Origin of the sequence: Bifidobacterium callitrichos, assembly GCF_008698085.1 — a bacterium.
GTDB lineage: Bacteria > Actinomycetota > Actinomycetes > Actinomycetales > Bifidobacteriaceae > Bifidobacterium > Bifidobacterium callitrichos.
In genome coordinates this window covers 346,233-372,356 of record NZ_RZJP01000003.1, presented here as the reverse complement: position 1 = coordinate 372,356, position 26,124 = coordinate 346,233, and the positions used below count along the sequence as shown (strand labels likewise).

The window sequence follows — 26,124 nt, the reverse complement described above, 5'->3', positions numbered from 1 at the left end:
TCATCAACCGATCAGGCGAGACCGGAGAGCTTGTTGATGAGCTCCGGATCACGAGTCGCACCCTTGTCGGCGGAGCGGGCGAAGGCGGCGTAGGCCTTGAGGGCCTGCGAGACCTTGCGGTCGCGGTGCGCGACGTAGCCGTCGCCGGCCTCGAGCTCACGGCGGCGCTCGGCGAGCTGCTCGTCGGTCAGCTCGACGTTGACGGAGCGCGCCTCGATGTCGATGTCGATGATGTCGCCGTTCTTGATGAGCGCCACCGGGCCCTTGTTCGCGGCCTCCGGGGCCATGTGGCCGATCGCGAGGCCGGAGGAGCCGCCGGAGTAGCGGCCGTCGGTGAGCATGGCGACCTGCTTGCCGATGCCCTTGCCCTTGACGAAGGAGGTCGGGTAGAGCATCTCCTGCATGCCCGGGCCGCCCTTCGGGCCCTCGTAGCGGATCACGAGCGCCATGCCGGGCTTCAGCGTGTCGTCGAGGATGACCTTGATGGCCTCCTCCTGGGATTCGACGACCAGAGCCGGTCCGCGGAACTTCCAGATCTCCTGCGGCACGCCGGCGGTCTTGACGACGCAGCCGTCGGGCGCAAGGTTGCCGCGCAGCACGGCGAGACCGCCCTCGTGGATCTCCGGGTGGTCGATGTCGTGGATCGCGCCGTTGACGCGGTCGGTGTCGAGGGAGTCGAACAGGGTCTCGTGCGTCCACGGCTCGGGGGAGATGATGTGGCCCGGCGCCGCGTGGTAGAGGGTCTTGGCCTCCTCGGTGCAGGTGTCGCGCATGATGTCCCAGTCGGCGAGCTTGTCCTCGAGCGTCGGGTAGTCGATCGAATGGACGTTCCTGTGCAGCTTGCCGGCGCGGTCGAGCTCGCCGAGGATGCCGCAGATGCCGCCCGCGCGGTGCACGTCGGAGATCTCCCACTTGCCGGACGGCGCGGCCTTGCAGATGCACGGCACGGTGTGGGAGATGCGCTCGATGTCGTCGAGCGTGAAGTCGACGTCGGCCGACTGCGCCATCGCGAGGATGTGCAGCACGGTGTTGGTGGAGCCGCCCATCGCGACGTCCATCGTCATCGCGTTCTCGAACGCCTCCTTGGTGGCGATGGAGCGCGGTAGCACGGAATCGTCGTCGTCCTTGTAGTACTGGTTGGCGATCTTGACGACCTGACGCGCGGCCTTGCGGAACAGCTCCTTGCGGAAGCCGTGGGAGGCGAGGATCGTGCCGTTGCCGGGCAGTGCGAGGCCGATGGCCTCGGTCAGGCAGTTCATCGAGTTGGCGGTGAACATGCCGGCGCAGGAGCCGCAGGTCGGGCAGACGGTCTTCTCGTAGTTGAGCAGGTCCTCCTCGGAGACGCTGTCGTCGGCGGAGGCGTACATCACGGAGATGAGGTCGGTGTTCTTCTTGACGGTGCCGTCGGCGAGGACGGTGGTGCCGGCCTCCATCGGGCCGCCGGAGACGAACACGGTCGGGATGTTGAGGCGAAGGGCCGCCATCAGCATGCCGGGGACGACCTTGTCGCAGTTCGGGATGCAGATCAGGGCGTCGGCGCAGTGCGCGTTGCACTGGTATTCGACGGTGTCCGCGATGATGTCGCGGGAGGGCAGGGAGTACAGCATGCCGGTGTGGCCCATGGCGATGCCGTCGTCGACGGCCATGGTGTTGAACTCGCGCGGGATGCCGCCGGCCTCCTTGATGGCTTCGGAGACGATGCGGCCGACCTTGTTGAGGTGGACGTGGCCGGGGAGGAATTCGTCGAAGGAGTTGGCGATGGCGATGATGGGCTTCTTGCCCATGTCGTCGCCGCTGACGCCTGCGGCACGGTAGAGGGCTCGGGCACCTGCGAAGACGCGGCCCGACATGAGTTTGGCAGAACGCATTTCAGTCATGCTTCCATTCAAGTCCCTAATCGGGACACGCGTTTTGTCAAGAGTCAGAATATGGAATTCACGAGGATGTTACCAAACACTCGGCTCCCTCACGCCTCCCGCACGGTCTGTGTCTTGCGGATCGCCGGCACGAAGCGGAAGTGCCGGTTGAGCAGGTTGACGATCTGGCCGGTGATGACCGCCGCCACGACGGAGAATGCGTGCACGACGTCCTTGCCGGGCACGGGCCGATCCCGGCGATGAAGCAGAGGAACCGTTTGGTGATGTACGGCAGAGTTCAGAAAGCCCTTACAGTCTTTTCTCCGAACCCGGTCGACAGATATCATGGATCGCGGTACACTTGTTCGCGGTAAGGGCTTACCGCAAAGCTGTGAAAGAAATCAGGAAGTACATACACCATGACCGAATCCAAGCCGAAAGTCGTTCTGACCATGCAGCCGCCGGAGCTCGTGAACAAGCTCATGAACGACACCCAGTGGGCGCGCCTCGACGCCATCGCCGACGTCGACCGCAACGTGATCACCGACTTCCACGCCGACGGCGTCGAGGACCGGATCAGGGACGCCGACTACATCTTCTCCGGATGGGGCCCGGACGGCCGCATCGACGTCGACACCCTCAACAGGATGCCCAAGCTCAAGGGCATCGCCGCGGCCGCCGGCAACGCATGGCGTCTGCTCACCCCGGAGGCGCTCGAGGAGGTCGACAAGCGCGGCATCCTGCGCTCCAACTCCGGCTACGTCAACGGCATCCCGGTCGCCGAGTACTGCATGGCGATGATTCTCATGGCCAACAAGGACTTCTTCCGCGCCGAGCGCATCTACCGCGAGCGCCGCGAGTACATCAACCGCGAGGTCGAGTTCCCGACCGCCGGCAACTACCTGAAGACCGTGGGCCTGGTCACCGCCTCCGCCCGCATCGGCCGCCAACTGATGGGCCTGCTCAAGGGGTGCCGCATGCGCGTGCTCGCCGAGTCCCGTTCGATGGACGCCGAGGAGACCGCCTCCTACGGTGCGACCAAGGTCGATCTGGAGACCATCTTCCGCGAGTCCGACGTCGTCTCCGTGCACACGCCGAGCCTGCCCGCCACCAAGGGCATGATCGGGGCCAAGTACTTCAAGATGATGAAGGACGGCGCCTGGTTCATCAACTCCGCCCGTGGCGCCGTGGTCGACGCCGACGCGATGATCGCCGAGCTCAAGACCGGCCGCATCAACGCGATCCTCGACGTCACCGATCCGGATGAGCCGCTGTCCGCCGACTCCCCGCTGTGGGACATGCCGAACGTGGTCCTGACGCCGCACATTGCCGGCTCCGAGGGCACCGAGCTGCAGGGCATGGGCGAGAACGTCGTCAACGAGCTCACCCACATGATCAAGGGCGAGCCGCAGGAGTACGCCGACTGACTCGCCTTGCAGCGAATCGTTCTCAATAAGAAACGTGTGAGGCCTTTTCGGCCTCAATCGAACAGGGGATGCCCCGGAACGTTGGAATTTCGGGGCATCCCCTGTTGTGCGTTTGTGCGATGGTGTGCGATGGGCTCACACGTTTGCTATTGAGAACGATTCGCTGCAAGCGGCGTATTCCGGCATGCCGGAATACGGAACATATCTCACTTTCTGGGCAGCGATCCGCGCAGGACGACGTCCGGGGCGCTCTGCACGTAGATCAGACGTCCCGTGGCCGGTTCGGCCGCGGCCGAACCCGAGTCGGTCCCGTCGCCCTTGACCTCCTGCGCGTCGCGCTTGGCGAGGACGCTGCCGACGGCGGCCTGTCCCATCTGCTCGAGCGGCAGGTGCACGGTGGTCAGCGACGGGTAGACGTCCGCCGAGTAGGGGATGTCGCCGAATCCGGTGACGCCCACGTCGATCCCGGGCTCGATGCCGTTGGCGCGCAGTGCGGTCATCGCGCCGATCGCCATCACGTCGTTCAGAGCGATGACCGAGTCGACGCCCCTGCCCTCATACAGCGCGCCGTCGCCGGGCTTGAGGAGCCCCGCGCGCGCCATCTGCATGATCGCCGCATAGCCTTCGGTGCGGTTGAACCGGCCATTGACCGTCGCACGCGGGTCGATGGCGACGCCGGCGTCGGCGAACGCGGCGAGCACGCCATCCAGTCGTTCCCTCGACGTGCGGTAGGTCTCGTCGCCCCTGAGGATCATGGGCCGGGTGTAGCCGAAGTCGATGATGAGTCTGGCGATCGCGCGTGCGCCGACGTCGTTGGCGACGTCCACCGCGGGGAATGGCAGGTCTCGGTTGAGGATGAACACGGCGCGGCCGCCGGTCGACTCGTACTGCCTGAGCTCGTTGGTCAGCGGCCCGCGTTCGGGCGCGTCGACGTATTCGCTTTCCGCGATGATGATGCCGCGCGGGCGGGTGGCCGTGGCCTTGCGCACCGCCTCGAGCTCCTCGCGCGGGGTGGGTGCCACGCTGATCGTGACCGTCAGGCCGTGTTCGGCAGCGGCTTTGACCACGCCCTGCGAGACGGCGGCGAAGTACGGGTCGGAGATGTCCGAGACGAGCAGGACGATGTTCGGCGCCGTGCCCTTGGCGACCGCCTGCGCGTAGGCGTTGGGGCGGTAGTTGAGTTTGGTGGCCGCCTCCATCACCTTCACGTATGATTGGTTGCGGACTCTGCGCGTGCTGCCGTTCAACACGCGTGACGCCGTGGCGATGGAGACGTTGGCCGCCTTGGCCACGTCCATCAGCGTTGCGGGCGATTGCGTTTTATCGTTCTGAGCTCCCATGGTCTACGCCGATCCTGTTCTTCCCGGAAACGGAAAATAATCTTCAAACGTTTACCGCAATCATAGCCGCATTGCGCACGAAATGCGTGCGATGACGCGCGATTGTGCAGTCTTTTGCGCGAATGTATCCGCCTGCGCGCGTCCCGATATCGCGGTAAGCGTTTTCCATTTCGGCGTGTCGTGAGGTATGCTGGAGTGCATGACGCGATATCTATGCTCCCCTGACTCCTTCAAGGAGAGCCTGACCGCCATGGAGGCGGCGCAGGCCATGGCCCAGGGGATCAAGAACGCGGACCCTGACGCCGAGGTCCGCTGCCTGCCGATGGCCGACGGCGGCGAAGGCACCGCCCGTGCGCTCGTCGATGCGACGCATGGCGTGATGCTCAAGGCAACGGTCCATGATCCGCTCGGACGGCCCATCACCGGCCATTACGGCATGCTCGGCGACGGCGTGACCGCCGTGGTCGAAACCGCCGAAGCCAGCGGCCTCGCCCTGCTCGCGCCCGAGGAACGCAATCCGCTCATCGCCTCCTCATACGGTACCGGCGAGCTCATCCGTGCCGCCGCGCATGCGGGCGCCAAGCGCATCATCGTCGGGCTCGGCGGCTCGGCCACCAACGACGCCGGCGCCGGACTCCTCCAGGCATTGGGTGTGCGTCTGCTCGACGGAAACGGCGACGAGCTCGCCCGCGGCGGTGCGGCGCTCGCCGACCTTAAGACCATCGACGTGAGCCACATCGACGAGGCCGTGCGCTACGTGCGCATCATCGCCGCCTGCGACGTGACCAACCCGCTGATCGGACATGACGGCGCCAGCGCCGTATTTGGGCCGCAGAAGGGCGCCTCGCCGGACGACGTCACGCGCCTCGACCATGCGCTCGCCCACTTCGCGCACATCATCGCCGACCAGCTGCACGTCGAGGTCGTCGACGTGCCCGGCGCGGGTGCGGCCGGCGGCATCGGCGCGGCCCTGAAAGGCTTCCTCGACGCTGAATTCCGCCACGGCATCGACATCGTCATCGAGACCTCCGGATTCGACGAGGCCGCCAAGTGGGCGGACATCGTCCTCACCGGCGAAGGCTCGATCGACTTCCAGACCAAGTTCGGCAAGACGCCCGCCGGCGTCGCCCTGACCGCCAAGAACCATCGCAAGCCGGTCATCGCCGTCGCCGGACACATCGGCAAAGGCATCGACGAACTCCACGAGGTTGGCATCGACGCGGTCTTCGGCATCGCCCCCGGCGCCGCAAGCCTCGAAAGCCTCCTGAAGAACGCCGCCGACAACGTCACGTTCACCACCGAGCAGATCGTGCGCGCGCTCAGGCTCAGATGAGTTGAGATGCACAGCCAAGGAAAGACCAATATGGGAATCTCGTTGAGAATCGTCACCATCACCACCCATATGAACAAGGGTGACGAATCATGACCGATCATACCGACGACTACCCCACACGCGAGCGGACCGTGGAACGCATCGTGCGCATCCGCACGGCCGAAGGCGACTACGTCGCGCTCGCGGCCGACGGCGGGCTCACGCTCGGCACGGCCGACGAGGCCGAACGCTTCGCGATCTACGCCTCCCGATACCCGCAGTACCTGCCCTCCGGCGGCACGTCCGACATTGCGTTCGACGGCGCGCAGGACGTGACCTACGCCCTGAGGAGCCTGACGAACGGGTGCTACCTGACGATCCAGAACTACGCCGACACCGTCGACTGCGACGGCCGGCCCGCCTACTACCGCAGGAGGGGACTCACGTACGTGGTCACCGCCACCGCGCCAGAGGCGTTCTGGAACGAGCGGTTCACGCTGACCGACCAGCCGGACGGATCCACGCTGATCGCCAGCCATTGCGACGACCTGCGCGACGAGCCGGACTGCTCGGCGTTCCCGATGCGCGTCACCCTGTCCGGCGCGTACATCGACTACGGCAACGTAGCCGTGCAGCGCCTGTTCCTCGAGGACGCGGGAGAGGGCGATTCCGCGGGATTCGCCGCGGACTCCGCGGGCGACGTCCCCGACTCCTTCCCGCACGCCTTCACCCACCCCGGCGTGAACCTGTCGGCCGCGCAGCTGACGGTAATGCGCGATCACGTGCGCGCCCACGAGAACCCGTGGTACGCCGACTATCGCAGACTGACCGACACCGTGCCCAACGACATGTCCAGCGAGCGATACGTGCCCACGTTTCGCGAGGGCGTCGGCCGCGGCAACCCGGAGGGATCCGGCCACATCGGCGACTGGGAGATGTCGTGCGCGGCCGCCTACTTCAACGCGCTGCGCTGGGTCGTCACCGGTGAGCGCCGATACGCCGCCAAGGTCGTCGAGATCATCGACGGCTGGTCGACGACCCTGCGGGTCATCGACGGGCGCGATCGCATCCTCGGCGCCTCGCTCGCCACCATCAAGCTCATCAACGCCGCCGAGATCGTACGCTACTTCGACGGCGGCTACGCGGGGTTCGACGACGAATCGTTCGCCCGATTCCGCACCATGCTGCGCAACGTCATCTACCCGGTCGTGCGTGACGGCGGCGCGCCGATGAACGCGAACGGCAACTGGGACGTCGCCCCGATGACCACGCTGCTGGCCATCGGCGTCGCCACCGACGACCGCCGGATCTTCGCCCGCGGCGTCGACATGTACTCGAGCCGCTACTGCAACGGGTCGATCGAGAACTACCTGACCGACTGGGGTCAGAGCGTCGAGACCGCGCGCGACCAGGCACACGGCCAGCTCGGCATCGGCGCGATGGGCGACACCTGCGCCATCGCCGAGCATCAGGGCGTCGAAAGGAGTCAGAAACAGCAATGACCACGATGATCACCAACCCGATCCTGCCGGGCTTCCACCCGGATTCGAGCGCCCTGCGCGTCGGCGACGACTACTACATCGCCACCTCCACCTTCGAATGGTGGCCGGGCATCGACATCTACCATTCCAAGGACCTCGTCAACTGGGAGTGGGTCGCCGCCCCCGTCAACCGCGAATCGCAGGTCGACCTTCGCGGCAACTACGATTCAGGCTCACTGTGGGCGCCGCACCTGAGCTACGCCGACGGCAAGTTCTGGCTCGTCTACACGGACGTCAAGACCTACGCGCCGTTCAAGGACACCCTCAACTACGTGATCACCGCCCCGGACATCACCGGACCGTGGAGCGAACCGCACTTCCTGACCGCCTCCGGCTTCGACCCGGCGATCTTCCACGACGACGACGGCCGCAAGTGGTTCCTCAACATGCTCTACGACTACCGTCCCGGCCACCAGCTGTTCGCCGGCACGGTCATCCAGGAGTTCGATCCCGAATCGATGCAGCTGATCGGCGAGCGCAAGCACTTCTACAAGGGCACCAAGCTCGGCGTGTGCGAAGGCCCGCAGATCCTCAAAAGGAACGGCTGGTACTACCTGCTGTGCGCGGCGGGCGGCACCGGCTACATGCACGCCGCAACCGTGGCCCGCGCCCGCACGCTCGAGGGGCCGTTCGAGGATTCCCCGTACACGCCGCTGATGACCACGCGCGACGAGCCGAGCAATCCGCTGCAGAAGTCCGGCCACTGCTGCTTCCTCGAGATCGGCGACGAATGGTATGTCACGCAGATCTGCGGCAGGCCGCTGACCGAGCGAGGCAACTGCACGCTGGGCCGTGAGACCGGCATCCAGAAGATCTACTGGACTTCGGACGGCTGGCCGCGCCTGATCAACGACACGATCAGCCCGGACCTCAAGGTTCCGGCTCCGAAGATCGCACAGGGCGTCACGCAGATCACGGACCACTCCGAGCGCATCGAGTTCGAGGCGGATCGCGCCGCCGAGGCCAACGCGCCGCTCGACTCCGTGACCGATCCGGCCATCCCGCCGAGCCTCAAGACCCTGCGCACCGCGCTTGTGGCCGAACAGGACTACTCGCTCACCGAGCGTCCCGGATGGCTGCGCATCCACGGCGCGCAGTCGCTGCGCTCGCAGCACAGGCAGACGCTGTTCGCCCGCCGTTGGGAGGCGTACGACTTCGACGCACAGACCGTGCTCGACTTCGATCCGGCCAACTACCAGCAGATGGCCGGACTGATCCTCTACTACGATACGCAGAACTGGATCTACGCGTACGTGAGCTTCGACTCGGAGGGCACCGACAGGCGCATCATCCAGGTGCTGCGCTGCGACCACGGCAAGCTCGACTACGGCTCCGATGCGATCGCGCTCGAGGAAGGCCCGGTGCGCATCAAGGTGGAGGTGCGCCGTGACAAGGCGAACTTCCACTTCGCTCAGGGCGAGGACATGTACGCCGACAACGCGTTGTGGAAGGCGATCGGCGGCGTGCAGCCGGCCGATCACATCAGCGACGACTACGTCGAGCGCACGATCCAGGGCTGCGCGTTCACCGGCGGCATGGTGGGCATCTGTTCTCAGGACATGGACGCCCACCGCTCGCACGCCGACTTCCAGTACTTCGACTACCAGGAGCAGCACTGAGTCTTCCTTCTTTTTCGGTTCCCCGACATTTTTCAACGAAAGGACAATCAATCATGACATGGGAACTGGCCGCGTCCACTCTGGGCGCTCCGTACGACTCGATGGATGAGCTCGCCAAGACCTTCAACGCCACCGGCGTCAAGAGGATCGAGGTGGCCGTCGGCGATGAGATGAAGTTCACGATGGCCTCCACCGACGACGAGCTCAAGGCGATGCGCGACGAGCTGGCCGAGAAGGCCGGCGTCACCATCTTCGCCGTCGACTCCCGCGTGCAGGTATGCAACACCGCCCGCGAGGAGGACGAGCTGGTCGAAAGCCTCGAGCACTGCCTGCACATGGCCGACGTGCTGGGGGCCAAGTACGTGCGCGTCTTCCCGACCGCGCCGCTCGAGCCGAGCTGGGATCCGGACCGTCTGCCGGGCATGGTCCTGCCCAAGGGCATGAATCTGGCCGGTGTGTCCAAGCGCGGCGCGGAGATCATCGCCCGCGCGCTGCCGACCGCCGACAAGCTCGGCGTGCAGCCGCTCATCGAGACGCACGACAGCCACACCAACGGCGAGCGCAACGCGATCATCCACTACTACCTCGATAAGATCGCCCCGGACAACCAGGTCGGCTCCATCTGGGATCTCGCGCACCCGTGGCGCGTCGGCGAGGCCCCGGCCAAGACCTTCGAATACTTGAAGCCGTACCTCGTGGGAGGCCGCGGCGTCGTGCAGATCAAGGACTGCGCGTTCCCCGGTGACCAGACCCCGGTGCTGCAGGGTACCGGCCGTGTGCCGCTGGCCGAATGCTGCAGACTCCTCAAGGACGGCGGCTACACCGGCCCACTGTCCCTCGAGTGGGAGCGTCGCTGGTACCCGCAGGTCGAGCCGCTCGAGGAGGCGCTTGTCGCCGCGCGCAAGGCGATCGAGGCCCTGCCGGCCGAATCCCAGCTGTGACGCAATGATCGGCGCGGCCGCACAGCCCGCCGACCTTGGTGACCCCGTGGAATGTGTGGCATGCACCTACTGAGTGTGCATCTACACACGTTCCACGGGGTCTTGTCGTTGCTGCCGGCATGTCGGTGCCTGTTTTGGTGTGTGGTGGTGTCTTTCGGTCTGTGTTGGTGCCTGTCTGACCTGTGTTAGTGCCATTAGTGCCGTTTTGGCCTGTTGCTCCCTCCGCTGCCTCTTCCCATCGAGTGGTCTATGGTGCCATGGCGCGGTGAAATCCCCATCGAGCGGTGAGCTGTTTTCAGGAAATGGCGGAATTAGGCCATTTTGCGTCACCGCTCCATGGATGATTCACTACTTCATGGGCATATCACCGCGTCATGCGGTGCGATGCTGCGCCATGGTCATTGCGCGGCGTCACGGACAGTGCGCTGCATCGCATGCGTAACTGATTACGCTTTCATGTGCCGTGATGTGCGATTGGGGGGTATCGCCGACGCGGTCGAAATGAACATCACGTTTCGGGGAAACGTGCGAACAAATGCCAAGAAACGCTATTTTCAGCGGATTAGGTGAAATTGCACCAATGGCAGCGATAATGCGGTAAGCGTTTACCGGCGTGTCGGAAATGAACGCAGGAGGTGTTTTGAGTTGGATGGCGATGAGGATGAGCTGGAGGTTGGCAAGGAAGGTGGTGTCGAGCCTGTCGTAGCGGGTGGCGGCTTTCCTGTAGTGCTTCATGCGGTTGAAATGGACCCGGGGTTCGGTTCAGTATGGCAGGGCCCTTTGCCTTCCCCATGCCGTTTGTGCATGCGCTACTCGGCGCGCTGTGAGGACGCTCATTCGGAGTGCGTCAGCCAGTCGAGCGCATTGACCACGTCGATGCCGTCGACACTGCCCAGCCCGAACGTGTCGAGTGTGAGGATCATCCGGCGCCCAGATGCGTTGTGCAGCCTGTGTAGCGGCTCGAATTCGCGATCGCGGGTCGAGGAGTCCATGATGGTCGCGCTCACCTGAATGAACAGCCGCTCATCGGTCATATCGGCCGATATCCGGTCGGCGACGAAATCGATCTCGAGGTTGTCCATCCTGCCGACCTGCACGTCATATCCCCGGGTCTTGAGCTCGTTATGCACGATGAGCTCGAGCAGTGGCCCGATATCGCCCTGATGATAGCTGACCAGCATGTTCCTGATGCCGGGATCCGCAGGATAGTACTTGCTCAACCCTTGGAGGTAGTCGCCACCTTTCACGTTGATGCGCCGGGCCTGATGGAAGAGAAACGCATCGAGCAGGCCGGAGATGTACCGTTCGATGGTGTCGTTGGTCGCCGAACGCCGTGCGCTTTTAAGTCTGTGCTCGATCCTGGAGATGGACACGGGGGAGCCGGCGGTGTCGGCAAGATATCGGGTGACGTCATTGAACACCATGGGATTGCGTATCTGCAGATACTGGGAGATGTCCCGTACGAGTACCGTGTCGTAGATGCCGGAGAGCACGGTGTATGCCAGTTCCTGGTTGGTCCCCTGATCGACGACCGGCGGCAGGCCGCCGTATCGCATGTACCGTTCGAATGCGGTGTTACGGTCGAGTTCCCCGGTGTATCGAAGAAACTCCGCGAAGGACAGCGGGAACACCCTGATCTCGACATAGCGTCCGGACAGCAGCGTTCCCAGTTGCCTTGACAGCAGATGCGCGTTGGATCCGGTCAGGTAGATGTCGACGTTCGCGTCCACCCGCAACGCATTGACCACGCGTTCCCATCCGTCAATGAGCTGCACCTCGTCGAGCAGCAGGTAATACCGATCGTGGTCATGCATGAGCCCCATGATGCGGTCATGCAACTGCGTCCGATCAAACGAGGCGAATTCGAATGACTCAAGATTGATGGTGAGAATATGATCCGATGGAACGCCTGCCGAGACGAGCCTTTGCCCCAGTAGCTTCAGGAGTGATGACTTGCCGCATCGGCGCATGCCGGTGATGACCTTGATGAGTCCGTTGTCTTTGGCGGCAAGGAGTTTGTCCAGATACAGCGGTCGCGCTTTCAGTTTCATGATGCTCCGAATTTTTGCTGGTGTACTAGTAAAAGTATAGGAGATGTGGGCTATTTTTACTACCATGCTAGTAAAAGTCGCGGTTGTTCTGTGAGTTTTGCTGGTGTACTAGTAAAAGTGGTGCTGGATGACGGTGCGGTATGGGGCTATCTCGTCTATAAGACGTACTTTCAGCGTCTTACGGACATCTATCTCGCTTATGAGGGGTGCATACCCTAGGTATTACATCCTCGAATCGGCTTGACCCCAACGCCATCAAGCCGTTTTTGGCCCTTCATACCTGTGGGAGGTACCCCTCGTAACGCGGATAGAGGTCCGCAAAACGGCAAAAGCACCCCTTGTAACGCAGATAGGCGCGCAGATAGACACGGGCAGGTGCGGATGGCAGGCAAACAACGGCTCATCCATTACCGTGGTTGGGGTCGAGTCACCGGTTCCGGCTATGACTTTTCTGGGCTCCATCTCATTCCCGCACGAACAGCGGGGACCGGTCCTGGAATGATCATGGGGACTTGTGGGTAGAGGCTATTTCGGTCACTGCCTTTACAATCGAGGAGGGCAAGGATAGGGCCGGCATCCGGTCGGGCTCGGAACCAGCACGAACTTCGGCGGCGTGCCGAAGGCGTCGTCGGGATGCCGGCAAGGCTTCGGGCGGAGAGCAGTATGAGAAGGAACGAGGGGAGGGCCGCAGTGCCGCGAGTCAGGAGCATCAACCAGGACGATCTGCGCAACCACAACCTGTCGGTGGTGCTCTCCACGCTCGCCCGCTCGCGCACGCCGCTGAGCCGCGCCGAACTCGCCAAGGAGACAGGCCTGACCAAAGCCACGCTTTCGCTGCTCGGCGACCTGCTGCTCAGAAACCATGTGATCCGCCAGCTCGACCCGGCGGTCGGCGCGGCCTACGGTAGGCCGAGCACCCCGCTCGCCTTCGCCCCCGGACACTGGGCCGGCGTCGGCATGCAGGTCAACACCGACGGCTTCGGATACCTCGTGCTCGACATCAACGGCGCCGTCGTCGAATCGAACTGGTGCGAACGCACGATGGACGATGTGCGCCCCGACGACATCCTCGGCGAACTCGACGCGATGATGACCCCCGTCGAAACCCGCCTCACCCGGCGCGGTTACACGATCGCCGGCGCCGAGCTCGCCCTGCCGGGCCTCGTCACCAGCGGCAACGAACTGCTCGTCGCGCGCAACCTCGGTTGGCGCAATCTCGACCTGAACCGCTATTCGGTGATCGAACGGCTCGATGCGAAAGCCGAGAACGAGGCGACGCTCGCCGCCCTCGCGCAGATCCCCGGCTACGCCTCGCAGCGCACCGACGGCGACTGGCCGCTGAAGACCTTCGACTCCTTCATCTACGTGTCCACCGACATCGGCATCGGCGGCGCCTACGTGCGCGAAGGCCAGATCGTGCGTGGCGATCACGGGTTCGCCGGCGAGATCGGTCACGTATGCGTCGACATGCACGGGGAGCTGTGCCGTTGCGGTCGCCATGGCTGCCTCGAGACGCTCGCCGGCCGTCGCGCGCTCATGGTCGCCTCCGGCCTCGCCGACGAGGGGCGAGCCGCCGACACGACGCTTACGCCGAAACTGCTCGATGCGTGGCGTCACGGTGACGCACGGGCCGTGCTCGCGGTCGATCAGGCGATGACCGCGCTCGCCGTCGCGCTCGCCAGCGTCGTCAACATCGTCGACATCGAGAACATCGTGATCGGCGGCCTGCTGGGGGAGTTCGGAGACGAGATGGCGGACGTCCTGCGCGCCCGGGTCGCCTCGCGCATCCTCGCTCGCGACGGCGTGGACGTGCGGGTGATGGTTTCCCCGGTCATCGACCATCCTGCGTTGCACGGCGCCGCCGTGATGGGCCTGCGCCGCCTGTTCGACTCGCCCCTCAAATACATGACGACGGTCTAGCCCGTCGGGCGATCGCGGCGGCTTGAACTGGTTGGTCGGCAATGATGTGAGTCGATGCCGCTTATGAAACCCAAACCCCTGAAACACGCCTTATCCGGCAGATAAGTTCATTCGTTTGACAAATATAGTTCAGTCATTTAACATAAGAGTCGTCAGCTGGTTCGCTCCGGGATCATGGCGGATGAAACGTCATGCGGAGGCCGAACGGCGCAACGGACAATAACACGCACATCCCGAGTCTAAGGAGACAGCAATGGGTCTGTGGGACATCGACAAGATCGAATACGTCGGCCGCAAGGGCGGCGCCAAGGAAGGCCTCGGCTTCCGCTACTACGACGCCGACAAGGTCGTCGCCGGCAAGAAGATGAAGGACTGGCTGCGCTTCGCCGTGGCCTACTGGCACACCTTCGACCAGCGTCTCGTCGACCCGTTCGGCGACGGCACCGCCGAGCGTCCGTACGACAAGTACACCAAGCCGATGGATCTGGCCCTCGCCAAGGTCGACTACGCCTTCGAGTTCTACACCAAGCTCGGCGTCGAGTACTTCTGCTTCCACGACCGCGACATCGCCCCGGAGGGTGACACCCTGCGCGAGACCAACGCCAACCTCGACAAGGTCGTCGACAAGATCGAGGAGAACATGAAGTCCACCGGCGTCAAGCTGCTGTGGAACACCCAGAACCTGTTCACCAACCCGCGCTTCGTCGCCGGCGCCGCCACCTCGCCGTTCGCCGACATCTTCGCCTACTCGGGCGCCCAGGTCAAGAAGAGCCTCGAGATCGCCAAGCGCCTCGGCGCCGAGAACTACGTGTTCTGGGGCGGCCGCGAAGGCTACGAGAACCTGTGGAACACCCAGATGCACCGCGAGCAGGCCCACATGGCCAAGCTCTTCCACCTCGCTGCCGACTACGCCAAGGAGATCGGCTTCACCGGCCAGTTCCTCATCGAGCCCAAGCCGAAGGAGCCGACCAGCCACCAGTACGACTTCGACGCGGCCGCCGCGCTCGCCTTCCTCAAGACCTTCGACCTCGAGGACGTCTTCAAGTTGAACCTCGAAGGCAACCACGCCAACCTGGCCGGCCACACCTACCAGCACGAGGTGCGCTTCGCCCGCGAGAACGGCGTGCTCGGCTCCCTCGACGCCAACCAGGGCGACAAGCTCATCGGCTGGGACATGGACGAGTTCCCGTCCGACCTGTACGACTGCGTCGCCGTGATGTGGGAGGTCCTCGAGAACGGTTCGATCGGTCCGCGCGGCGGTCTCAACTTCGACGCCAAGCCGCGCCGCACCTCCTTCGAGGCCAACGACCTGTTCCGCGCCCACATCGCCGGCATGGACTCCTTTGCCGCCGGTCTTCTGGTCGCCGCCAAGATGCACGAGGACAAGTACATCGAGAACCTGCAGGCCGAGCGCTACAGCTCCTTCTCCTCCGGCATCGGCGCGAGCGTCGAGGACGGCACCGCCACCCTCGCCTCCCTCGAGGAGTACTCGCTCGACAAGCCGCAGGCCGACCTCATCGCCGCCACCAAGTCCGACCACCTCGAGTCCGTCAAGGCCACGATCAACAACTACATCGTGGACGCCCTCGCCGAGGCGTGATCAGCTAGGCGTGATCGTCTAGGTGTGATCGTCTAGGTGTGATCGACCGGGAGGCCCGACGAGGCCGGGCCTCCCGCTTTCCTCTCTTCTCCTCCTGTTTTCCTTCCATCACGCGAATATCCGTCTGTGGCGCTCGTCAGCCGCAGGCGGATATTCGCGTGCTCGGCCGAGACCGTTGAAGCGCTACTTGTCATCCACGTCGCGGAACAGGTCGGATTCGTTGTCCAGCAGGTCATCAACCAGATAGTGCGTGTCCAGCGCCTGTATGTCGTAGGTGCCGGCGTCGATTTGGCGGGCCAGCCTGCTCCGGTAGTACAGATTCATGGCGTGTTCGGCGGGGATGTCAAGGCGTTCCGCCAGCAGCGCGATGATGTCCGCGTCAAGATGCTCCTTGCGTAGGGCATCAAGTTCGGTCAGCATATCCTTGGTTACGTTCATCGCTCCACCTCGTATGATTCGGCGAATGCCAATGCGTGATCTATGGCTGATTGCGTGACGAAGCAGTACTGGTCGTTCCGACCGTAGAATTTCAATGCCCGCAAAGTGGTGTCCATGTCCCACAGACCACGGAAATACATGTCGATCGCCATATACACCTTGTCATCCGCGACGCCGCCATATACGATATCGGTTCCCGCCGGGGGCAGGCCGCCCCGTCGGCAATCACAGACGAATTCGACCCATGACCTGTCGTCGTCGAACGTCAGGATGTTCAGATCGGTGGTTTGCGAGAAATCGAAGACATTGATGACGGCGGTCCCACCGGATCTCATGCTCCGTCGCAACGCCCAGCGCTCCGCTTGCTGGCGGAAGCTGGTCGCGTAGAAACCGGGGCCGAAATCGAGGTTCTTTCTGGAAAACGAGATGTCGGGTGATTCGATGACGCAGTCCGAACCGTGGTACAGCTTCATACGTCCACCCCTTTGGAGCGCACGTATTCGGTGAGGTCGTCGGTCAGATAGTCGCTTCCCAGCGTGTGCAGCACGTCATATGCGGGAAAGATATAGCGGTTCAGGGCATCGGTCCTATCGAGGATGGCGTATACCTCGGGACTGCTCTTGCGCCATTTCCGTGCAAGCTGATGTATGAGGAACACGGAGAAGTCGACCTGTTGGCGTTCCAATGTGGTCAATGTGCACCTCCCTGTCCTGCGGTCAGTCGATGGCGCATGTCGTCGTGCGACTCTCCGAACGATTGTACTGTATCATCGCGCTGCATCATCGCGCTGCAACTGCTGCCCGGCGAATCTTGTCGCTGTCGTCATTGACGACAGCGACAATCGGGCGTCTCGCGGATTCGGCGTCTGTTCGAGCTGACGCGTTCAGCCGCGATACCTCGCGTACTGCGCGTACACCTCGGGCGTCGGCTCGCCGGTCAGGGTCTCCTCGATGGTCAGCGGCCACGCCGGCGGCTCGGCCTCGCCCGAAAGCACCCATGCGGCCTGGCGTGCGGCGCCGATCGCCACATACTCGTCGGTCGCCGGCAGCTCGACGTCCATGCCGAGGATGCCCGGCGCGTAGGCGCGCACCGCGGCGGACTTCGCGCCGCCGCCGATCAGCAGGATGCGCGTGATGTCCGCGCCGAGCGAGCGGATCAGTTCAAGGCAGTCGCGCTGCGAGCACAGGAGTCCCTCGATGAACGCGCGCGCGATGTTCGCCTTCGTCGTGTTGGCAAGCGTCATGCCGTGCAGCGTGGCCGTCGCGTCCGGACGGTTCGGCGTGCGCTCACCGTCGAAGTACGGGATCAGGGTCACGCCTTCGGCGCCCGGCACCGACTGCGCGGCCAATGCGGCAAGCTCGTCATAGTCGACGCCGAGCGCGGCGCGTCCGGCGTCGGCGATGCGCGATCCGTTGATCGTGCAGGCGAGCGGCAGGTAGTGTCCGGTGCAGTCGGCGAATCCGGAGACCGCTCCGGTCAGGTCGTACACCGGGTTCTCGGCGATGGCCGCCGCAACTCCGGACGTGCCGAGCGAGATGGACACGTCACCGACGGCCATGCCGAGGCCGAGTGCGGCCATCGCGTTGTCGCCGCCGCCGGGGCCGAGGATGCATCCGCCCTCGACCTCCTTGCCGGCGATGGCGGGGGAGGCCTTCACCGCCGCGGTTTCGCGGGGGCCAAGCACCGTGGGCAGCGTGATCGCATCGGCATGGGATTTGGCGGCTTCCTCGCATTCGGCCGCGGCCAGCACCATGGCCAGCAGGTCGCGGCGGTACTGGCTGTGCGCGGCGTCGTAGTAGATGGTGCCGGAGGCGTCGGAGCGATCGGTGAACAGGGCATCGAGATGCGCGTCCTCGCCGGGGGCGACCGGGCCGTAGCCGGCGATGCGCCAGCTCAGCCAGTCGTGCGGCAGGCAGATCGCGGCGATCCTCTTCGCGTTCTCCGGCTCGTTCTCGGCCACCCAGGTGACCTTGGTGAGCGTGTACGAGGCGACCGGCGAGGAGCCGACCGCCTTGACCCAGCGCTGCTTGCCGCGTGCGATGACATCCTCCGGCTCGCCGTCATCGGCGGGGGAGACGCCGAGGCGTTCGATCAGGGCCGCCGCCTGCGGGGCGGAGCTGATGTCGTTCCACAGCATCGCATCGCGGATCACGTTGCCCTGTTCTTCGAGGATGACCATGCCGTGCTGCTGGCCGCCGACCGAGAGCGCGGACACGTCGTCGAGTCCGCCGGCCTGCGCGCTCGCCTCGAGGAACGCGTTCCACCACGCGTTCGGGTCGACGCTCGTGCCCTCGGGGTGCTTCGCCTGTCCGAAGCGGACGAGCCTGCCGGTCGCGGCGTCGGTGACGCGGACCTTCGTCGACTGCGTCGAAGTGTCGACTCCGGCGACCAGAACCTGTGCCATGGGTGTTCCTTTCGTTGGTGATCCCTGATGATCCCTATGGGCGGCTTTCGATGCAGCTCAGGCAACTCCACTGCCGCCCATATAGTTAGATGATTTAATTTAATTGTACGTGCATACGAGGCCGATGTCCAGCATGAAAGGGTCGCAGTTGCGGGCGCGCATGGGCTGTTGGCATATGAAAAACGGGACCCCGCGATTATTCGCGGAATCCCGTTTCCTTGTGTGGCTGAAGCCGTGACGGCCGGAACGAGCCGGTCATCGGATCATTCAGCGGTTGGTCTCCTTGACGTCGTTGATGATGTCGGACATCACCTTGTAGTTGGCGTAACCGTTCTGGGCCATCGAGTTGACACCGTACATGGCCAGACCGCGCATCATGGAATCCTTGAACGACATAATAAACTTCCTTTCGGTTTGGAGCGGGCCCTGTCGGGCTCATGCTCCGTGATGATGTATACGTTTGTTGTTGTGTGTGCTGCAATCGCCGGAATCCGTTCGGCATCGGCGGTTGCGGGGGGAGTGCGCGCGGCTCTGCTGCTCTGTTTTCAGAGGCGGCCGTCAGGCGCGCTCCTCAAGAGCTAAAGTCAGCGGCCGATCTTGTTGTCGTTGATGATGTCGGCGAGAACCTTGGTGTTGCCCATCGTGTACTGGGCCATCGTGCTTGCACCGTAGAGAGCGAGACCGCGGACCATGGAATCCTTGAACGACATAATGTCTTTCCTTTCATCAGGTCAAAGCCTTGCGGCTTCGATATCTTCGTTTTCTTGGCTTCTTTCTGAAACCGGTTTCAGAATAACGCATCATGATGACGAATGCAAGCGAAATTCGCCTTTTCGGCGTTTCTTCACAATTCTGAAACCGATTTCGTGGATTATCCATCGAACCGGTTCGATGCAAAGGGGGCGGCAATCCCTACTCCCAGGCCGATTCCCGGGGTGCTGCAGGCCGAGCCGGTCGGCCGCCGTCGCCATCCGAGCCGATTCGGTCGCCGCGATGCATATCCGCACCTAAAGGGGCTCTACGGACGCGATCGGCGTCCATTACGTGCTGCGATCTGAGAGCGCTAATGGGAAACGGACGGATGCGGGTTGACCCGTGTCCGCATATCATCCTCGGTCCAGTTCCGTTTCACGAACGGGTTGAAGATTCGCCGTCCGCCGCGTCGTTCCGCCACGGCGGACGGATCCCACTCGGACACATACGAATAACGAATGCGATCCGGTGCCAGGCGTTCGATGAGTACCTCGTAGTGGTCACGTTCGGTCAGCAGGGTGTCGACGAGGTAACCGGGCTCCTCGCCGAATCGGCTCAGGCCCCGTACGTACAGGTTTTTGTCGGAGTCGCGCACGATCAAGGGGACTGTGTTCAGACGCAGCAGCTCCTTGAACATGATCAGCCGGCCGATCCTGCCGTTGCCGTCGGAGAACGGGTGTGTGGTCTCGAACATCCAATGCGCATGCGCGATCTCATACGGATCGTCACGCAGATTCCGATACAACGTGAACACCTGTTCCATGGCCTGCGGGACATCGGCCGGCAGGGCGGTATGCACGCCGAGGATCTCGCTGATCACGTTCGGCACGACCTTGTATCCGCCCACATTGCGGTCGGGGTCGAGCTCCTGACTCGTACCACGCTTGAGTATCGCATGCAACGTGCACACCATGGCCCTGTCGACCGGGTCGTCGACATGATCGAGAATCCAATTGAACGCATGGAAATGGTTGCGCGTCTCCACCACGTCGTCGGCGCGGATCTGATCGTCGGAACCGTTCGGTAGCAAGGCGCCGGTGTTGTAGAGCTGGGCGGTCTGTTCGGGGGAGAGCGTCGAGCCCTCCATATGATTCGAGTTATAGGCGAACAGGATCTGCGTGTTGTAATACAGTCCGCCGTCGACCCGCTGATCGCGCTCTCGCCTGAGCCATTCGACAAGTCGTATGCGTTTCATGTCTCTCCGATTCGCCGTTTCCGATGTTGCATAACTCTGTGTCGTGATTCTGAGCGTACCGCATTTCCGGTCGTGTTCCTGTGTACTGGTCGGGCTGGGGCGTGGAACGATGGGTGTAGGGAACTCTCGTCTCTCCGGTAGTGAGTCTGCGATGCCTGCGGCCACCAGTGGATGACTGACCTGTGCGGAAGACGGTCGGCACGATTGCGCTGTGTAGTGCGATGCGCAGGCGCGATGGGCGGGTGCTGTCCGCCGGCAGGTGCTGTCCGTCGGCGCGTCGAACGAAAATCGCAACGTAACGATGGTATCGTTACCATAGATTGCGGGTGATCTCCGCGATGGATTCGCCAATCGCGGTTGGCGGACGGACCGTGGAGATGACCGCGGGTTCCGGGTCGCTCAAGACCGGTCAAGGACCTATCAAGGACCGATCAGGGATCAGCAAAGGACCGGCCGGAAAGCGGCCGGAGGCGAAGGAGCGTTCATGCGACGGATCGCAGTTGGTTACGAATTCATATGCCGCATCATCATGATGCTGATGGTGTGTCAGGTGGCGTTCATCGTGCACACGGTGATGGGCCTTGTGGTCGCGGGGTTCTTCCCCTCGGTCGCCGCCCTGTACTCCACGTTCCGCACGTGGCTGCTCGACGTCGACGATCGGTCCTGGACCATCAAGCAGAGCTGGGTAACGTTCCACCACGCATGGCGGAAGGAGCTGAAGTCGGCGAACCTGTTCGGCTGGCCGCAGCTCGCCGTCTGGGCGCTGCTCGTCTGGGACTACTTCCTCGCCAACTGGAACGACATGGGCGTGGTCGGCTATGCGGTCTCCGGCATCCTGCTCATGGTCAACGTGGTGTACGGCCTGTTCGTGCTCATCTCCTGGGCCATCCGTGCGAACTTCGACGAGAAGCCGTGGTGGGTGGTGCGCACGTCCGTCTCGATGGTGATCGCCCGTCCGTGGTGCTCGCTGATGGTGACGGCGCTGTTCGTCGCGAGCGTGTGGTCGTACTACACGTGGCCGGGACTGGGTGCCGCGCTCGGCATCACCGTGCCCGTGTTCCTCACCATGGTGGCGATCTACGCGTACGGCCGTCTGCCTGGCATGGACATCCACGTGCTGGCGCCGCCGAAGACCGCCGGTGCCGCCTCTACGCCGATTCCCCGATGACCAGACGACAGCGTCCTCGCTCCACCCGCGGTTCGCGCTGCACATCCGGGTGCTCGATCTGGTCAACCAGCATGTCCAAGGCCTTTTCGGCCGTGTCGTCATAGTCCAGCGCCATGGTCGACAGGGTGGGCACGGTGAACTGATCACCGTAGGTGTAGATGCCGTCGTTGCCGAACACCGCCTTGTCCTGCGGCACGCGCACGCCCTCGTCATGGAATCCGCGGATCAGCCCGTAGGCGATCAGGTCGTTCATGCAGTAGAACACGTCGTACCGGTCGACCATGCGGGTGCCGTCCGCGTCCGTTTCGCACAGTCTGTGAGCCGCGGCGATGGCTGAGGTCGTCTCCCAGTTGCATTCCACGAAGTCGTGCTCGTCGCCCAGTCCGCTGTCCTTCATAGCCGTGACGGTGTATCGGATGGCCGGAGAACGGCCGCCGGGATCGTCGGTGAGTTTGTCGAGCGGATAGCCGCCGACGATGCACGCATGCCGGTAGCCGCGTCCGGCCAGATATCCGAACGACACGGAGACGCCGCGGGACAATGGCGGCAGCACGTTGTCGAACAGCGGATCGTCGACCTGGTAGTTGAGCAGGACGGTCGGGTGATTGCCGAGCATCGCCTTGAGGTGTCTGTCGTCGACATTGCTGGCATTGAGGATCAGTCCGTCGCATACGGCCGAGTTGATCTGCTTGACGATGTCGGTTTCGGTGTCCGCGTTGTATCCGGTCTGCATGATGAGCGTGCGCAGGTGGCGCTTGCCGGCCGCCTTGGAGATGGCTTCCACCAGATTCGCGTAATACGGGTGCGTGATGCTGGGGATCAGGGCCGCGATCGATCCGGTGCGGCCCTTCTTGAGGAATCGCGCCGACAGGTTGGGGGAGTAGCCGAGCTGCTTGGCCGCGGCGAGCACTTTGTCGCGCGTGACGGGTTTAACGATATCCTCCCCGCGTATCGCCGCTCCGGCGGTGCTCATCGACACGCCCGCCAGGGCCGCCACATCCTTCAAAGTCGCCATAGGCGCCACGCCATCCATTTTCCGTTTTCGCCGTTATTTGCGGACTCCAGACTAGCGCATGGGTGGAAGATCGCACGGTTCAGATAGAATCATATCGTTGCGATTCAATGCCGCGCTGCCGATGGCGTCGTGTGTTTCGGGTTGTGGCCTATCATGAAGGGTGATGGGAAAGGTTAACGTTAACCGAAGCGAGGAAGTATGCAGTTCCCCTGTGTTCCCGGCCAAGGCGGGCCGATCGATCTTGACTATTCCACCGACGGCGTCGATCTGACGGTGTTCGAGCGTGCCACGATGCCCGAAGCGGTCGTCGCGCTTGAATCCGCCGCGGCGCTCCTCGTACGCGCGCAGAGCCTCGACAGCTACTCCGTCTGTCTGCAGCTCGCGTTCTACGAGGCCGGCCAGCGCGAGCGCGGCGAGGACCCGACCCTGCGCGCGGTCTTCGGCATCCTGCCCGGAGTCGAGGTGCCCGTTCCGTTCGATTTCGCCTGGCTGGACGGCCAGACCCTGTTCGCTCCGCGCACATTGGGGCGTCTCAAGATGACGCTGTTCGGCAAGCGGATCCGCCGCGACGACATCGCGTCCATCGTGCTGTCGGCTACCCCCGGATTCCCGGGGCGCAGGCTCCGCCTGTGGCCGTGCGAGCTCCTGGACGACATGCCGCTGATTGACATCCCCGTAAAGCCCCTGATCGACGAACTCGGCCAGTGGAAGCCCGGCGAATGGCCCGGGAAGCTTCCCGATCGCGCCGCATGCAGCACGGGGCTGCGGGCCATGGCCGATTCCGAAGACGCACGATGCGGGATCGGTGGCGAACCGGGCGACGGACCCGATCGGGAACCTGATCCGCATGGAAACGAGCCGGAATCCCCGCACGCCGGCGACCCGTACGCAGCATTCCCCGCATGGGACCGCTTCGGCGGCTGGACCGGCAGGCGATTCGAGGCGACCGGCTGGTTCCGCGTCGAACGGGAGACGAACCCCGACGGCACACCGGGGCGATTCTGGCTCGTGGACCCGGAAGGCGGTGCGTTCCTCTCGACCGGTGTCGACTGCGTCGGCGCGGGCATTCAGACCCGACTCGACCCGGTGCGCCCGTGGCTGGACGCCCACGCGGCCGGACTGCTGGATCAGGCGATTGCGAAGGCCGCAGTCGGCAACGGCGGAAAAGCCGGCGATGCCGACGACACCGACGCCACTGATGACATCGCCACCGATTTCGGCGACCCGTCATTCTCATGGCGCCCCGATCCCGCGGGCTGCAACGGCGTCAACGCCTCCTACGACTACGGCCAGGCCAATCTGCGCGCCGCATTCGGCGACGACTGGTATGACGCGTGGACGCGCATCACCCGCAATCACCTGACCGACTGGGGCGTCAACACGATCGGCAACTGGTCCGATCGCAGGTTCATCCGCAGGGCCGGCATCCCGTACGTCCTTCCCGCCGACGAACTGAACGGGGGATTTCCGAAGACCGGGACCATGCTGTTCCGTGACTTCCCGGACGTGTGCTCGCCCGAATACGCGCGCGACGCCGAACGATACGCGCAAGGGCTGCTCCCGTGGCGGGACGAGACGAACCTGATCGGCTACTTCATGCGCAACGAGCCGAACTGGGCGTTCGTCTACGACCTCAACATCGCCGAGGAGATGCTCGCCAACCCCGCCGACCTCGTCTCGAAGCGAACGTTCGTCGAATGGCTGAAGGAGCGCTACAGCGACGAAGTCGCCGCGCTCAACACGGCATGGTCGTCGTCGTTCGCCTCGTTCGACGCGATCATCGCCGAACCGCGTTTCCGTCTGGCCACAGCATTGCCGGGCAGTCTCGACGATCTGCGTGAGTTCTCGACGCTGCTCATCGACCGGTATGTGCGCGTGCCCGCCGAGGCATTGCGCCGAATCGACCCGCATCACCTGAACCTCGGCATGCGCTACGCGTACATCACCGATCGAAGCCTGCTCGCCGGAGCCGACTGCTACGACGTGTTCTCGATCAACAGCTACCAGCGCACCGCCTATGACCAGGTCGAGCAGGTCGGACGCATGCTCGACATGCCGGTCATGGTCGGCGAGTTCCACCATGGAGCGCTCGATCGAGGTCTGACCGCCCACGGCATCCGCGGCGTCACCTCGCAGACCGAACGCGGCGTGGCCTACCGGTACTACGTCGAACAGGCCGCGCGCAGCCCGTACTTCGTCGGCGCGCACTACTTCCAGTACAACGATCAGAGTACGCTTGGCCGCTTCGATGGCGAGAACTACCAGATCGGTCTGGTGGATGTGTGCATGCAGGAGTATCCGGAGATGGCCGAGGCGATGCGCGCCTGCCATCGGTCGCTATACGAGGTCGCGGCGGGGGAGCGCGGGGCGTTCGAACGCATCCCCGAGGAGATCAACCCGATCCACTACTGAGATACGGCCGTCGAACCGCGTTCGATGAGGCGGAATCCGGCGATGACCCGTTGGGGCATCGAGACCGGGTTGTCGCCGAATTTGCGCAGCATCATGGCCACGGCCGTCTCGGCCATGCCCTCGTAGTCGAGCGCGATGGTCGTCAGGCCCGGCACGCTCCATTCGCCCTGCGGAATGCCATCGAATCCGGTCACCGCCACGTCCTCGGGTACGCGCACGCCGCGATCGGCAAGACCGCGGAGCACACCGAGCGCGATGTCGTCGTTCATGCAGCACACCGCATCATAGCGGAGTCCCTTCGGTCTGCCGTCATTGCTCCAACCGGTTGCGGTGTCGGCGATGCGGTGGCCGACGTCGGTGCCGCCATTCGCGCCCCAGTCGCAGTCGATGGCGCCGCAATCGCCGGAGATTCCCAACTCATCGAAGGCGTTGACCGCCGAGCGCGCCCGTTCGTAGCGCGCGCGGCTGCTGCTGGATACGTCGGCCATGGCATGCAATGGTATGGTGGCGCCTGCCACGCAGATCCGTGTGCGGCCCCGTCCGACAAGATGGCAGATGGCCCGGTCGATGCCGCCGGTGCTGGGAGCGTTGACCGAATCGATGACGATGTCGGTGCTGTAGTCCTCGAACATCACGGTCGGATGGTCGCCCGCGAGGCGTGCCACCTCCCGGCTGTCGGTTTTGGCGGCCAGCAGGAACATGCCCTCCGAAAGCGTGTCGTCCGACTGTGCGATCAGCTGCCGTTCGCGATCCGCCTCGAATCTGGTCTGCTGGATGATGAGCTGATATCCGTGCCGTTCGATGCTTGTCTCCATCGCGGTGACAAGACGACCGTAGAACGGGATGTCCACGGTGGGGATGACCAGCGAGAAGATGCCGGTACGGCCCGAGCGTAGCGCCCGAGCCGAGAGGTTGGTGCTGTAGTTCAGGTCCTGCGCGGCCTTGAGCACTCGTTCGGCGGTTTCCGGGCGCACATACGAGAGTCGCCGCAACGCGCCCGATGCGGTTGATGGTGACACGCCGGCCTTGGCTGCCACATCCTTGAGGGTGACCATCTTCGTCGTCCTTCGTCCTGTCTCTTGCGGTGTGTGCGGCTTCCTCGACGGCCGGATCATAGACGGCATCCTGTGCG

Annotated in this window: 23 protein-coding genes; 10 read left to right on the top strand and 13 right to left on the bottom strand. The window is 63.8% G+C overall.

Going from position 1 to position 26,124, the window contains the following annotated elements:
- Window positions 1-11: 11 nt before the first annotated feature.
- Window positions 12-1,877, bottom strand: coding sequence for a dihydroxy-acid dehydratase (gene ilvD / locus EMB92_RS08555; RefSeq protein ID WP_043165175.1), 1,866 nt, complete (start codon window positions 1,875-1,877; stop codon window positions 12-14).
- A gap of 398 nt (window positions 1,878-2,275) precedes the next feature.
- Between ilvD and EMB92_RS08550 the strand changes: the two genes are divergently transcribed.
- Entirely contained in the window at window positions 2,276-3,283 is a 1,008-nt protein-coding gene (locus EMB92_RS08550; RefSeq protein WP_150394522.1) for a hydroxyacid dehydrogenase, read from the top strand.
- A gap of 206 nt (window positions 3,284-3,489) precedes the next feature.
- On the opposite strand, the gene EMB92_RS08545 is transcribed toward EMB92_RS08550, so the two are convergent.
- Entirely contained in the window at window positions 3,490-4,623 is a 1,134-nt protein-coding gene (locus EMB92_RS08545; RefSeq protein WP_150394521.1) for a LacI family DNA-binding transcriptional regulator, read from the bottom strand.
- 268 nt (window positions 4,624-4,891) lie between these two features.
- Between EMB92_RS08545 and EMB92_RS08540 the strand changes: the two genes are divergently transcribed.
- The 4 genes from EMB92_RS08540 to EMB92_RS08525 all read left to right on the top strand — a co-directional run bounded on the left by EMB92_RS08540 (window position 4,892) and on the right by EMB92_RS08525 (window position 10,036).
- Window positions 4,892-5,956 (top strand): glycerate kinase family protein, encoded by a 1,065-nt coding sequence (locus EMB92_RS08540; RefSeq protein ID WP_263390629.1) that lies wholly within the window; start codon window positions 4,892-4,894, stop codon window positions 5,954-5,956.
- 89 nt (window positions 5,957-6,045) lie between these two features.
- Window positions 6,046-7,437, top strand: a complete 1,392-nt coding sequence (locus tag EMB92_RS08535; RefSeq protein ID WP_150394519.1) for an alginate lyase family protein — start codon at window positions 6,046-6,048, stop codon at window positions 7,435-7,437.
- Window positions 7,434-9,095: a glycoside hydrolase family 43 protein gene (locus EMB92_RS08530; protein WP_223847645.1), complete on the top strand. Its 1,662-nt coding sequence runs from the start codon at window positions 7,434-7,436 to the stop codon at window positions 9,093-9,095. Before EMB92_RS08535 ends, EMB92_RS08530 begins: the two co-directional genes overlap by 4 nt.
- 53 nt (window positions 9,096-9,148) lie before the next feature.
- Window positions 9,149-10,036 (top strand): sugar phosphate isomerase/epimerase family protein, encoded by an 888-nt coding sequence (locus tag EMB92_RS08525; RefSeq protein WP_150394518.1) that lies wholly within the window; start codon window positions 9,149-9,151, stop codon window positions 10,034-10,036.
- A gap of 411 nt (window positions 10,037-10,447) precedes the next feature.
- On the opposite strand, the gene EMB92_RS11515 is transcribed toward EMB92_RS08525, so the two are convergent.
- Together EMB92_RS11515 and EMB92_RS08520 are read right to left on the bottom strand one after the other, a co-directional pair.
- Entirely contained in the window at window positions 10,448-10,771 is a 324-nt protein-coding gene (locus EMB92_RS11515; protein WP_190973622.1) for a hypothetical protein, read from the bottom strand.
- Window positions 10,772-10,869: 98 nt separating this feature from the next.
- Window positions 10,870-12,087, bottom strand: a complete 1,218-nt coding sequence (locus EMB92_RS08520; protein WP_150394517.1) for an ATP-binding protein — start codon at window positions 12,085-12,087, stop codon at window positions 10,870-10,872.
- A gap of 690 nt (window positions 12,088-12,777) precedes the next feature.
- Here EMB92_RS08520 and EMB92_RS08515 point away from each other — a divergent pair.
- Together EMB92_RS08515 and xylA are read left to right on the top strand one after the other, a co-directional pair.
- A complete protein-coding gene (locus EMB92_RS08515; RefSeq protein WP_150394583.1) occupies window positions 12,778-14,007 on the top strand; it encodes an ROK family protein in 1,230 nt (409 codons plus the stop codon).
- Between the two features lie 253 nt (window positions 14,008-14,260).
- Complete coding sequence (gene xylA, locus EMB92_RS08510) at window positions 14,261-15,607, top strand: xylose isomerase (RefSeq protein WP_150394516.1); 1,347 nt, start codon at window positions 14,261-14,263, stop codon at window positions 15,605-15,607.
- 183 nt (window positions 15,608-15,790) lie between these two features.
- Here xylA and EMB92_RS08505 read toward each other — a convergent pair whose 3' ends face one another.
- The 6 genes from EMB92_RS08505 to EMB92_RS11830 form a co-directional block, all read right to left on the bottom strand.
- On the bottom strand, window positions 15,791-16,045 hold the full coding sequence (locus EMB92_RS08505) for a hypothetical protein (protein WP_150394515.1): 255 nt from the start codon (window positions 16,043-16,045) through the stop codon (window positions 15,791-15,793).
- A complete protein-coding gene (locus EMB92_RS08500; RefSeq protein ID WP_150394514.1) occupies window positions 16,042-16,518 on the bottom strand; it encodes a DUF3990 domain-containing protein in 477 nt (158 codons plus the stop codon). The genes EMB92_RS08505 and EMB92_RS08500 overlap by 4 nt, the downstream gene beginning before the upstream one ends.
- Window positions 16,515-16,739 carry a DUF3791 domain-containing protein gene (locus EMB92_RS08495; protein ID WP_150394513.1) on the bottom strand — a complete coding sequence of 75 codons (225 nt, stop codon included), beginning with the start codon at window positions 16,737-16,739 and terminating at the stop codon, window positions 16,515-16,517. Before EMB92_RS08495 ends, EMB92_RS08500 begins: the two co-directional genes overlap by 4 nt.
- Window positions 16,740-16,928: 189 nt before the next feature.
- Window positions 16,929-18,449, bottom strand: a complete 1,521-nt coding sequence (locus tag EMB92_RS08490; protein WP_150394512.1) for a xylulokinase — start codon at window positions 18,447-18,449, stop codon at window positions 16,929-16,931.
- Between the two features lie 267 nt (window positions 18,450-18,716).
- The gene (locus EMB92_RS11835) at window positions 18,717-18,845 is read right to left on the bottom strand and encodes a hypothetical protein (RefSeq protein ID WP_258184550.1); all 129 of its coding nucleotides are present in this window, start codon (window positions 18,843-18,845) and stop codon (window positions 18,717-18,719) included.
- Window positions 18,846-19,033: 188 nt separating this feature from the next.
- Window positions 19,034-19,159, bottom strand: coding sequence for a hypothetical protein (locus EMB92_RS11830; protein ID WP_258175602.1), 126 nt, complete (start codon window positions 19,157-19,159; stop codon window positions 19,034-19,036).
- Window positions 19,160-19,261: 102 nt separating this feature from the next.
- Between EMB92_RS11830 and EMB92_RS08485 the strand changes: the two genes are divergently transcribed.
- Window positions 19,262-19,507: a hypothetical protein gene (locus EMB92_RS08485; RefSeq protein ID WP_150394511.1), complete on the top strand. Its 246-nt coding sequence runs from the start codon at window positions 19,262-19,264 to the stop codon at window positions 19,505-19,507.
- 5 nt (window positions 19,508-19,512) lie between these two features.
- Here the strand turns inward: EMB92_RS08485 and EMB92_RS08480 are convergent, their stop codons facing one another.
- Window positions 19,513-20,397, bottom strand: a complete 885-nt coding sequence (locus EMB92_RS08480) for a Fic family protein (protein WP_150394510.1) — start codon at window positions 20,395-20,397, stop codon at window positions 19,513-19,515.
- Between the two features lie 484 nt (window positions 20,398-20,881).
- On the opposite strand from EMB92_RS08480, the gene EMB92_RS08475 reads away from it, so the two are divergent.
- Window positions 20,882-21,565 carry a YesL family protein gene (locus EMB92_RS08475; protein ID WP_150394509.1) on the top strand — a complete coding sequence of 228 codons (684 nt, stop codon included), beginning with the start codon at window positions 20,882-20,884 and terminating at the stop codon, window positions 21,563-21,565.
- Here EMB92_RS08475 and EMB92_RS08470 read toward each other — a convergent pair.
- Window positions 21,546-22,580, bottom strand: coding sequence for a LacI family DNA-binding transcriptional regulator (locus EMB92_RS08470; protein WP_190973621.1), 1,035 nt, complete (start codon window positions 22,578-22,580; stop codon window positions 21,546-21,548). The two genes, EMB92_RS08475 and EMB92_RS08470, sit on opposite strands and share 20 nt — an antisense overlap.
- Window positions 22,581-22,778: 198 nt before the next feature.
- Here EMB92_RS08470 and EMB92_RS08465 point away from each other — a divergent pair, with 198 nt between their 5' ends.
- Window positions 22,779-24,992 (top strand): beta-galactosidase, encoded by a 2,214-nt coding sequence (locus tag EMB92_RS08465; RefSeq protein ID WP_150394507.1) that lies wholly within the window; start codon window positions 22,779-22,781, stop codon window positions 24,990-24,992.
- Here the strand turns inward: EMB92_RS08465 and EMB92_RS08460 are convergent.
- The gene (locus tag EMB92_RS08460; protein ID WP_190973620.1) at window positions 24,986-26,047 is read right to left on the bottom strand and encodes a LacI family DNA-binding transcriptional regulator; all 1,062 of its coding nucleotides are present in this window, start codon (window positions 26,045-26,047) and stop codon (window positions 24,986-24,988) included. The two genes, EMB92_RS08465 and EMB92_RS08460, sit on opposite strands and share 7 nt — an antisense overlap.
- Between the last annotated feature and the right edge of the window lie 77 nt (window positions 26,048-26,124).

What these genes read in the sequence shown, in the direction of transcription:
- ilvD (WP_043165175.1), bottom strand. Translation starts at nt 1,877, where the DNA reads ATGACTGAAATGCGTTCTGCCAAACTCATGTCGGGCCGCGTCTTCGCA.
- EMB92_RS08550 (WP_150394522.1), top strand. Translation starts at nt 2,276, where the DNA reads ATGACCGAATCCAAGCCGAAAGTCGTTCTGACCATGCAGCCGCCGGAG.
- EMB92_RS08545 (WP_150394521.1), bottom strand. Translation starts at nt 4,623, where the DNA reads ATGGGAGCTCAGAACGATAAAACGCAATCGCCCGCAACGCTGATGGAC.
- EMB92_RS08540 (WP_263390629.1), top strand. Translation starts at nt 4,892, where the DNA reads ATGGCCCAGGGGATCAAGAACGCGGACCCTGACGCCGAGGTCCGCTGC.
- EMB92_RS08535 (WP_150394519.1), top strand. Translation starts at nt 6,046, where the DNA reads ATGACCGATCATACCGACGACTACCCCACACGCGAGCGGACCGTGGAA.
- EMB92_RS08530 (WP_223847645.1), top strand. Translation starts at nt 7,434, where the DNA reads ATGACCACGATGATCACCAACCCGATCCTGCCGGGCTTCCACCCGGAT.
- EMB92_RS08525 (WP_150394518.1), top strand. Translation starts at nt 9,149, where the DNA reads ATGACATGGGAACTGGCCGCGTCCACTCTGGGCGCTCCGTACGACTCG.
- EMB92_RS11515 (WP_190973622.1), bottom strand. Translation starts at nt 10,771, where the DNA reads ATGAAGCACTACAGGAAAGCCGCCACCCGCTACGACAGGCTCGACACC.
- EMB92_RS08520 (WP_150394517.1), bottom strand. Translation starts at nt 12,087, where the DNA reads ATGAAACTGAAAGCGCGACCGCTGTATCTGGACAAACTCCTTGCCGCC.
- xylA (WP_150394516.1), top strand. Translation starts at nt 14,261, where the DNA reads ATGGGTCTGTGGGACATCGACAAGATCGAATACGTCGGCCGCAAGGGC.
- EMB92_RS08505 (WP_150394515.1), bottom strand. Translation starts at nt 16,045, where the DNA reads ATGAACGTAACCAAGGATATGCTGACCGAACTTGATGCCCTACGCAAG.
- EMB92_RS08500 (WP_150394514.1), bottom strand. Translation starts at nt 16,518, where the DNA reads ATGAAGCTGTACCACGGTTCGGACTGCGTCATCGAATCACCCGACATC.
- EMB92_RS08490 (WP_150394512.1), bottom strand. Translation starts at nt 18,449, where the DNA reads ATGGCACAGGTTCTGGTCGCCGGAGTCGACACTTCGACGCAGTCGACG.
- EMB92_RS11835 (WP_258184550.1), bottom strand. Translation starts at nt 18,845, where the DNA reads ATGTCGTTCAAGGATTCCATGATGCGCGGTCTGGCCATGTACGGTGTC.
- EMB92_RS11830 (WP_258175602.1), bottom strand. Translation starts at nt 19,159, where the DNA reads ATGTCGTTCAAGGATTCCATGGTCCGCGGTCTCGCTCTCTACGGTGCA.
- EMB92_RS08485 (WP_150394511.1), top strand. Translation starts at nt 19,262, where the DNA reads ATGCAAGCGAAATTCGCCTTTTCGGCGTTTCTTCACAATTCTGAAACC.
- EMB92_RS08480 (WP_150394510.1), bottom strand. Translation starts at nt 20,397, where the DNA reads ATGAAACGCATACGACTTGTCGAATGGCTCAGGCGAGAGCGCGATCAG.
- EMB92_RS08475 (WP_150394509.1), top strand. Translation starts at nt 20,882, where the DNA reads ATGCGACGGATCGCAGTTGGTTACGAATTCATATGCCGCATCATCATG.
- EMB92_RS08470 (WP_190973621.1), bottom strand. Translation starts at nt 22,580, where the DNA reads ATGGCGACTTTGAAGGATGTGGCGGCCCTGGCGGGCGTGTCGATGAGC.
- EMB92_RS08465 (WP_150394507.1), top strand. Translation starts at nt 22,779, where the DNA reads ATGCAGTTCCCCTGTGTTCCCGGCCAAGGCGGGCCGATCGATCTTGAC.
- EMB92_RS08460 (WP_190973620.1), bottom strand. Translation starts at nt 26,047, where the DNA reads ATGGTCACCCTCAAGGATGTGGCAGCCAAGGCCGGCGTGTCACCATCA.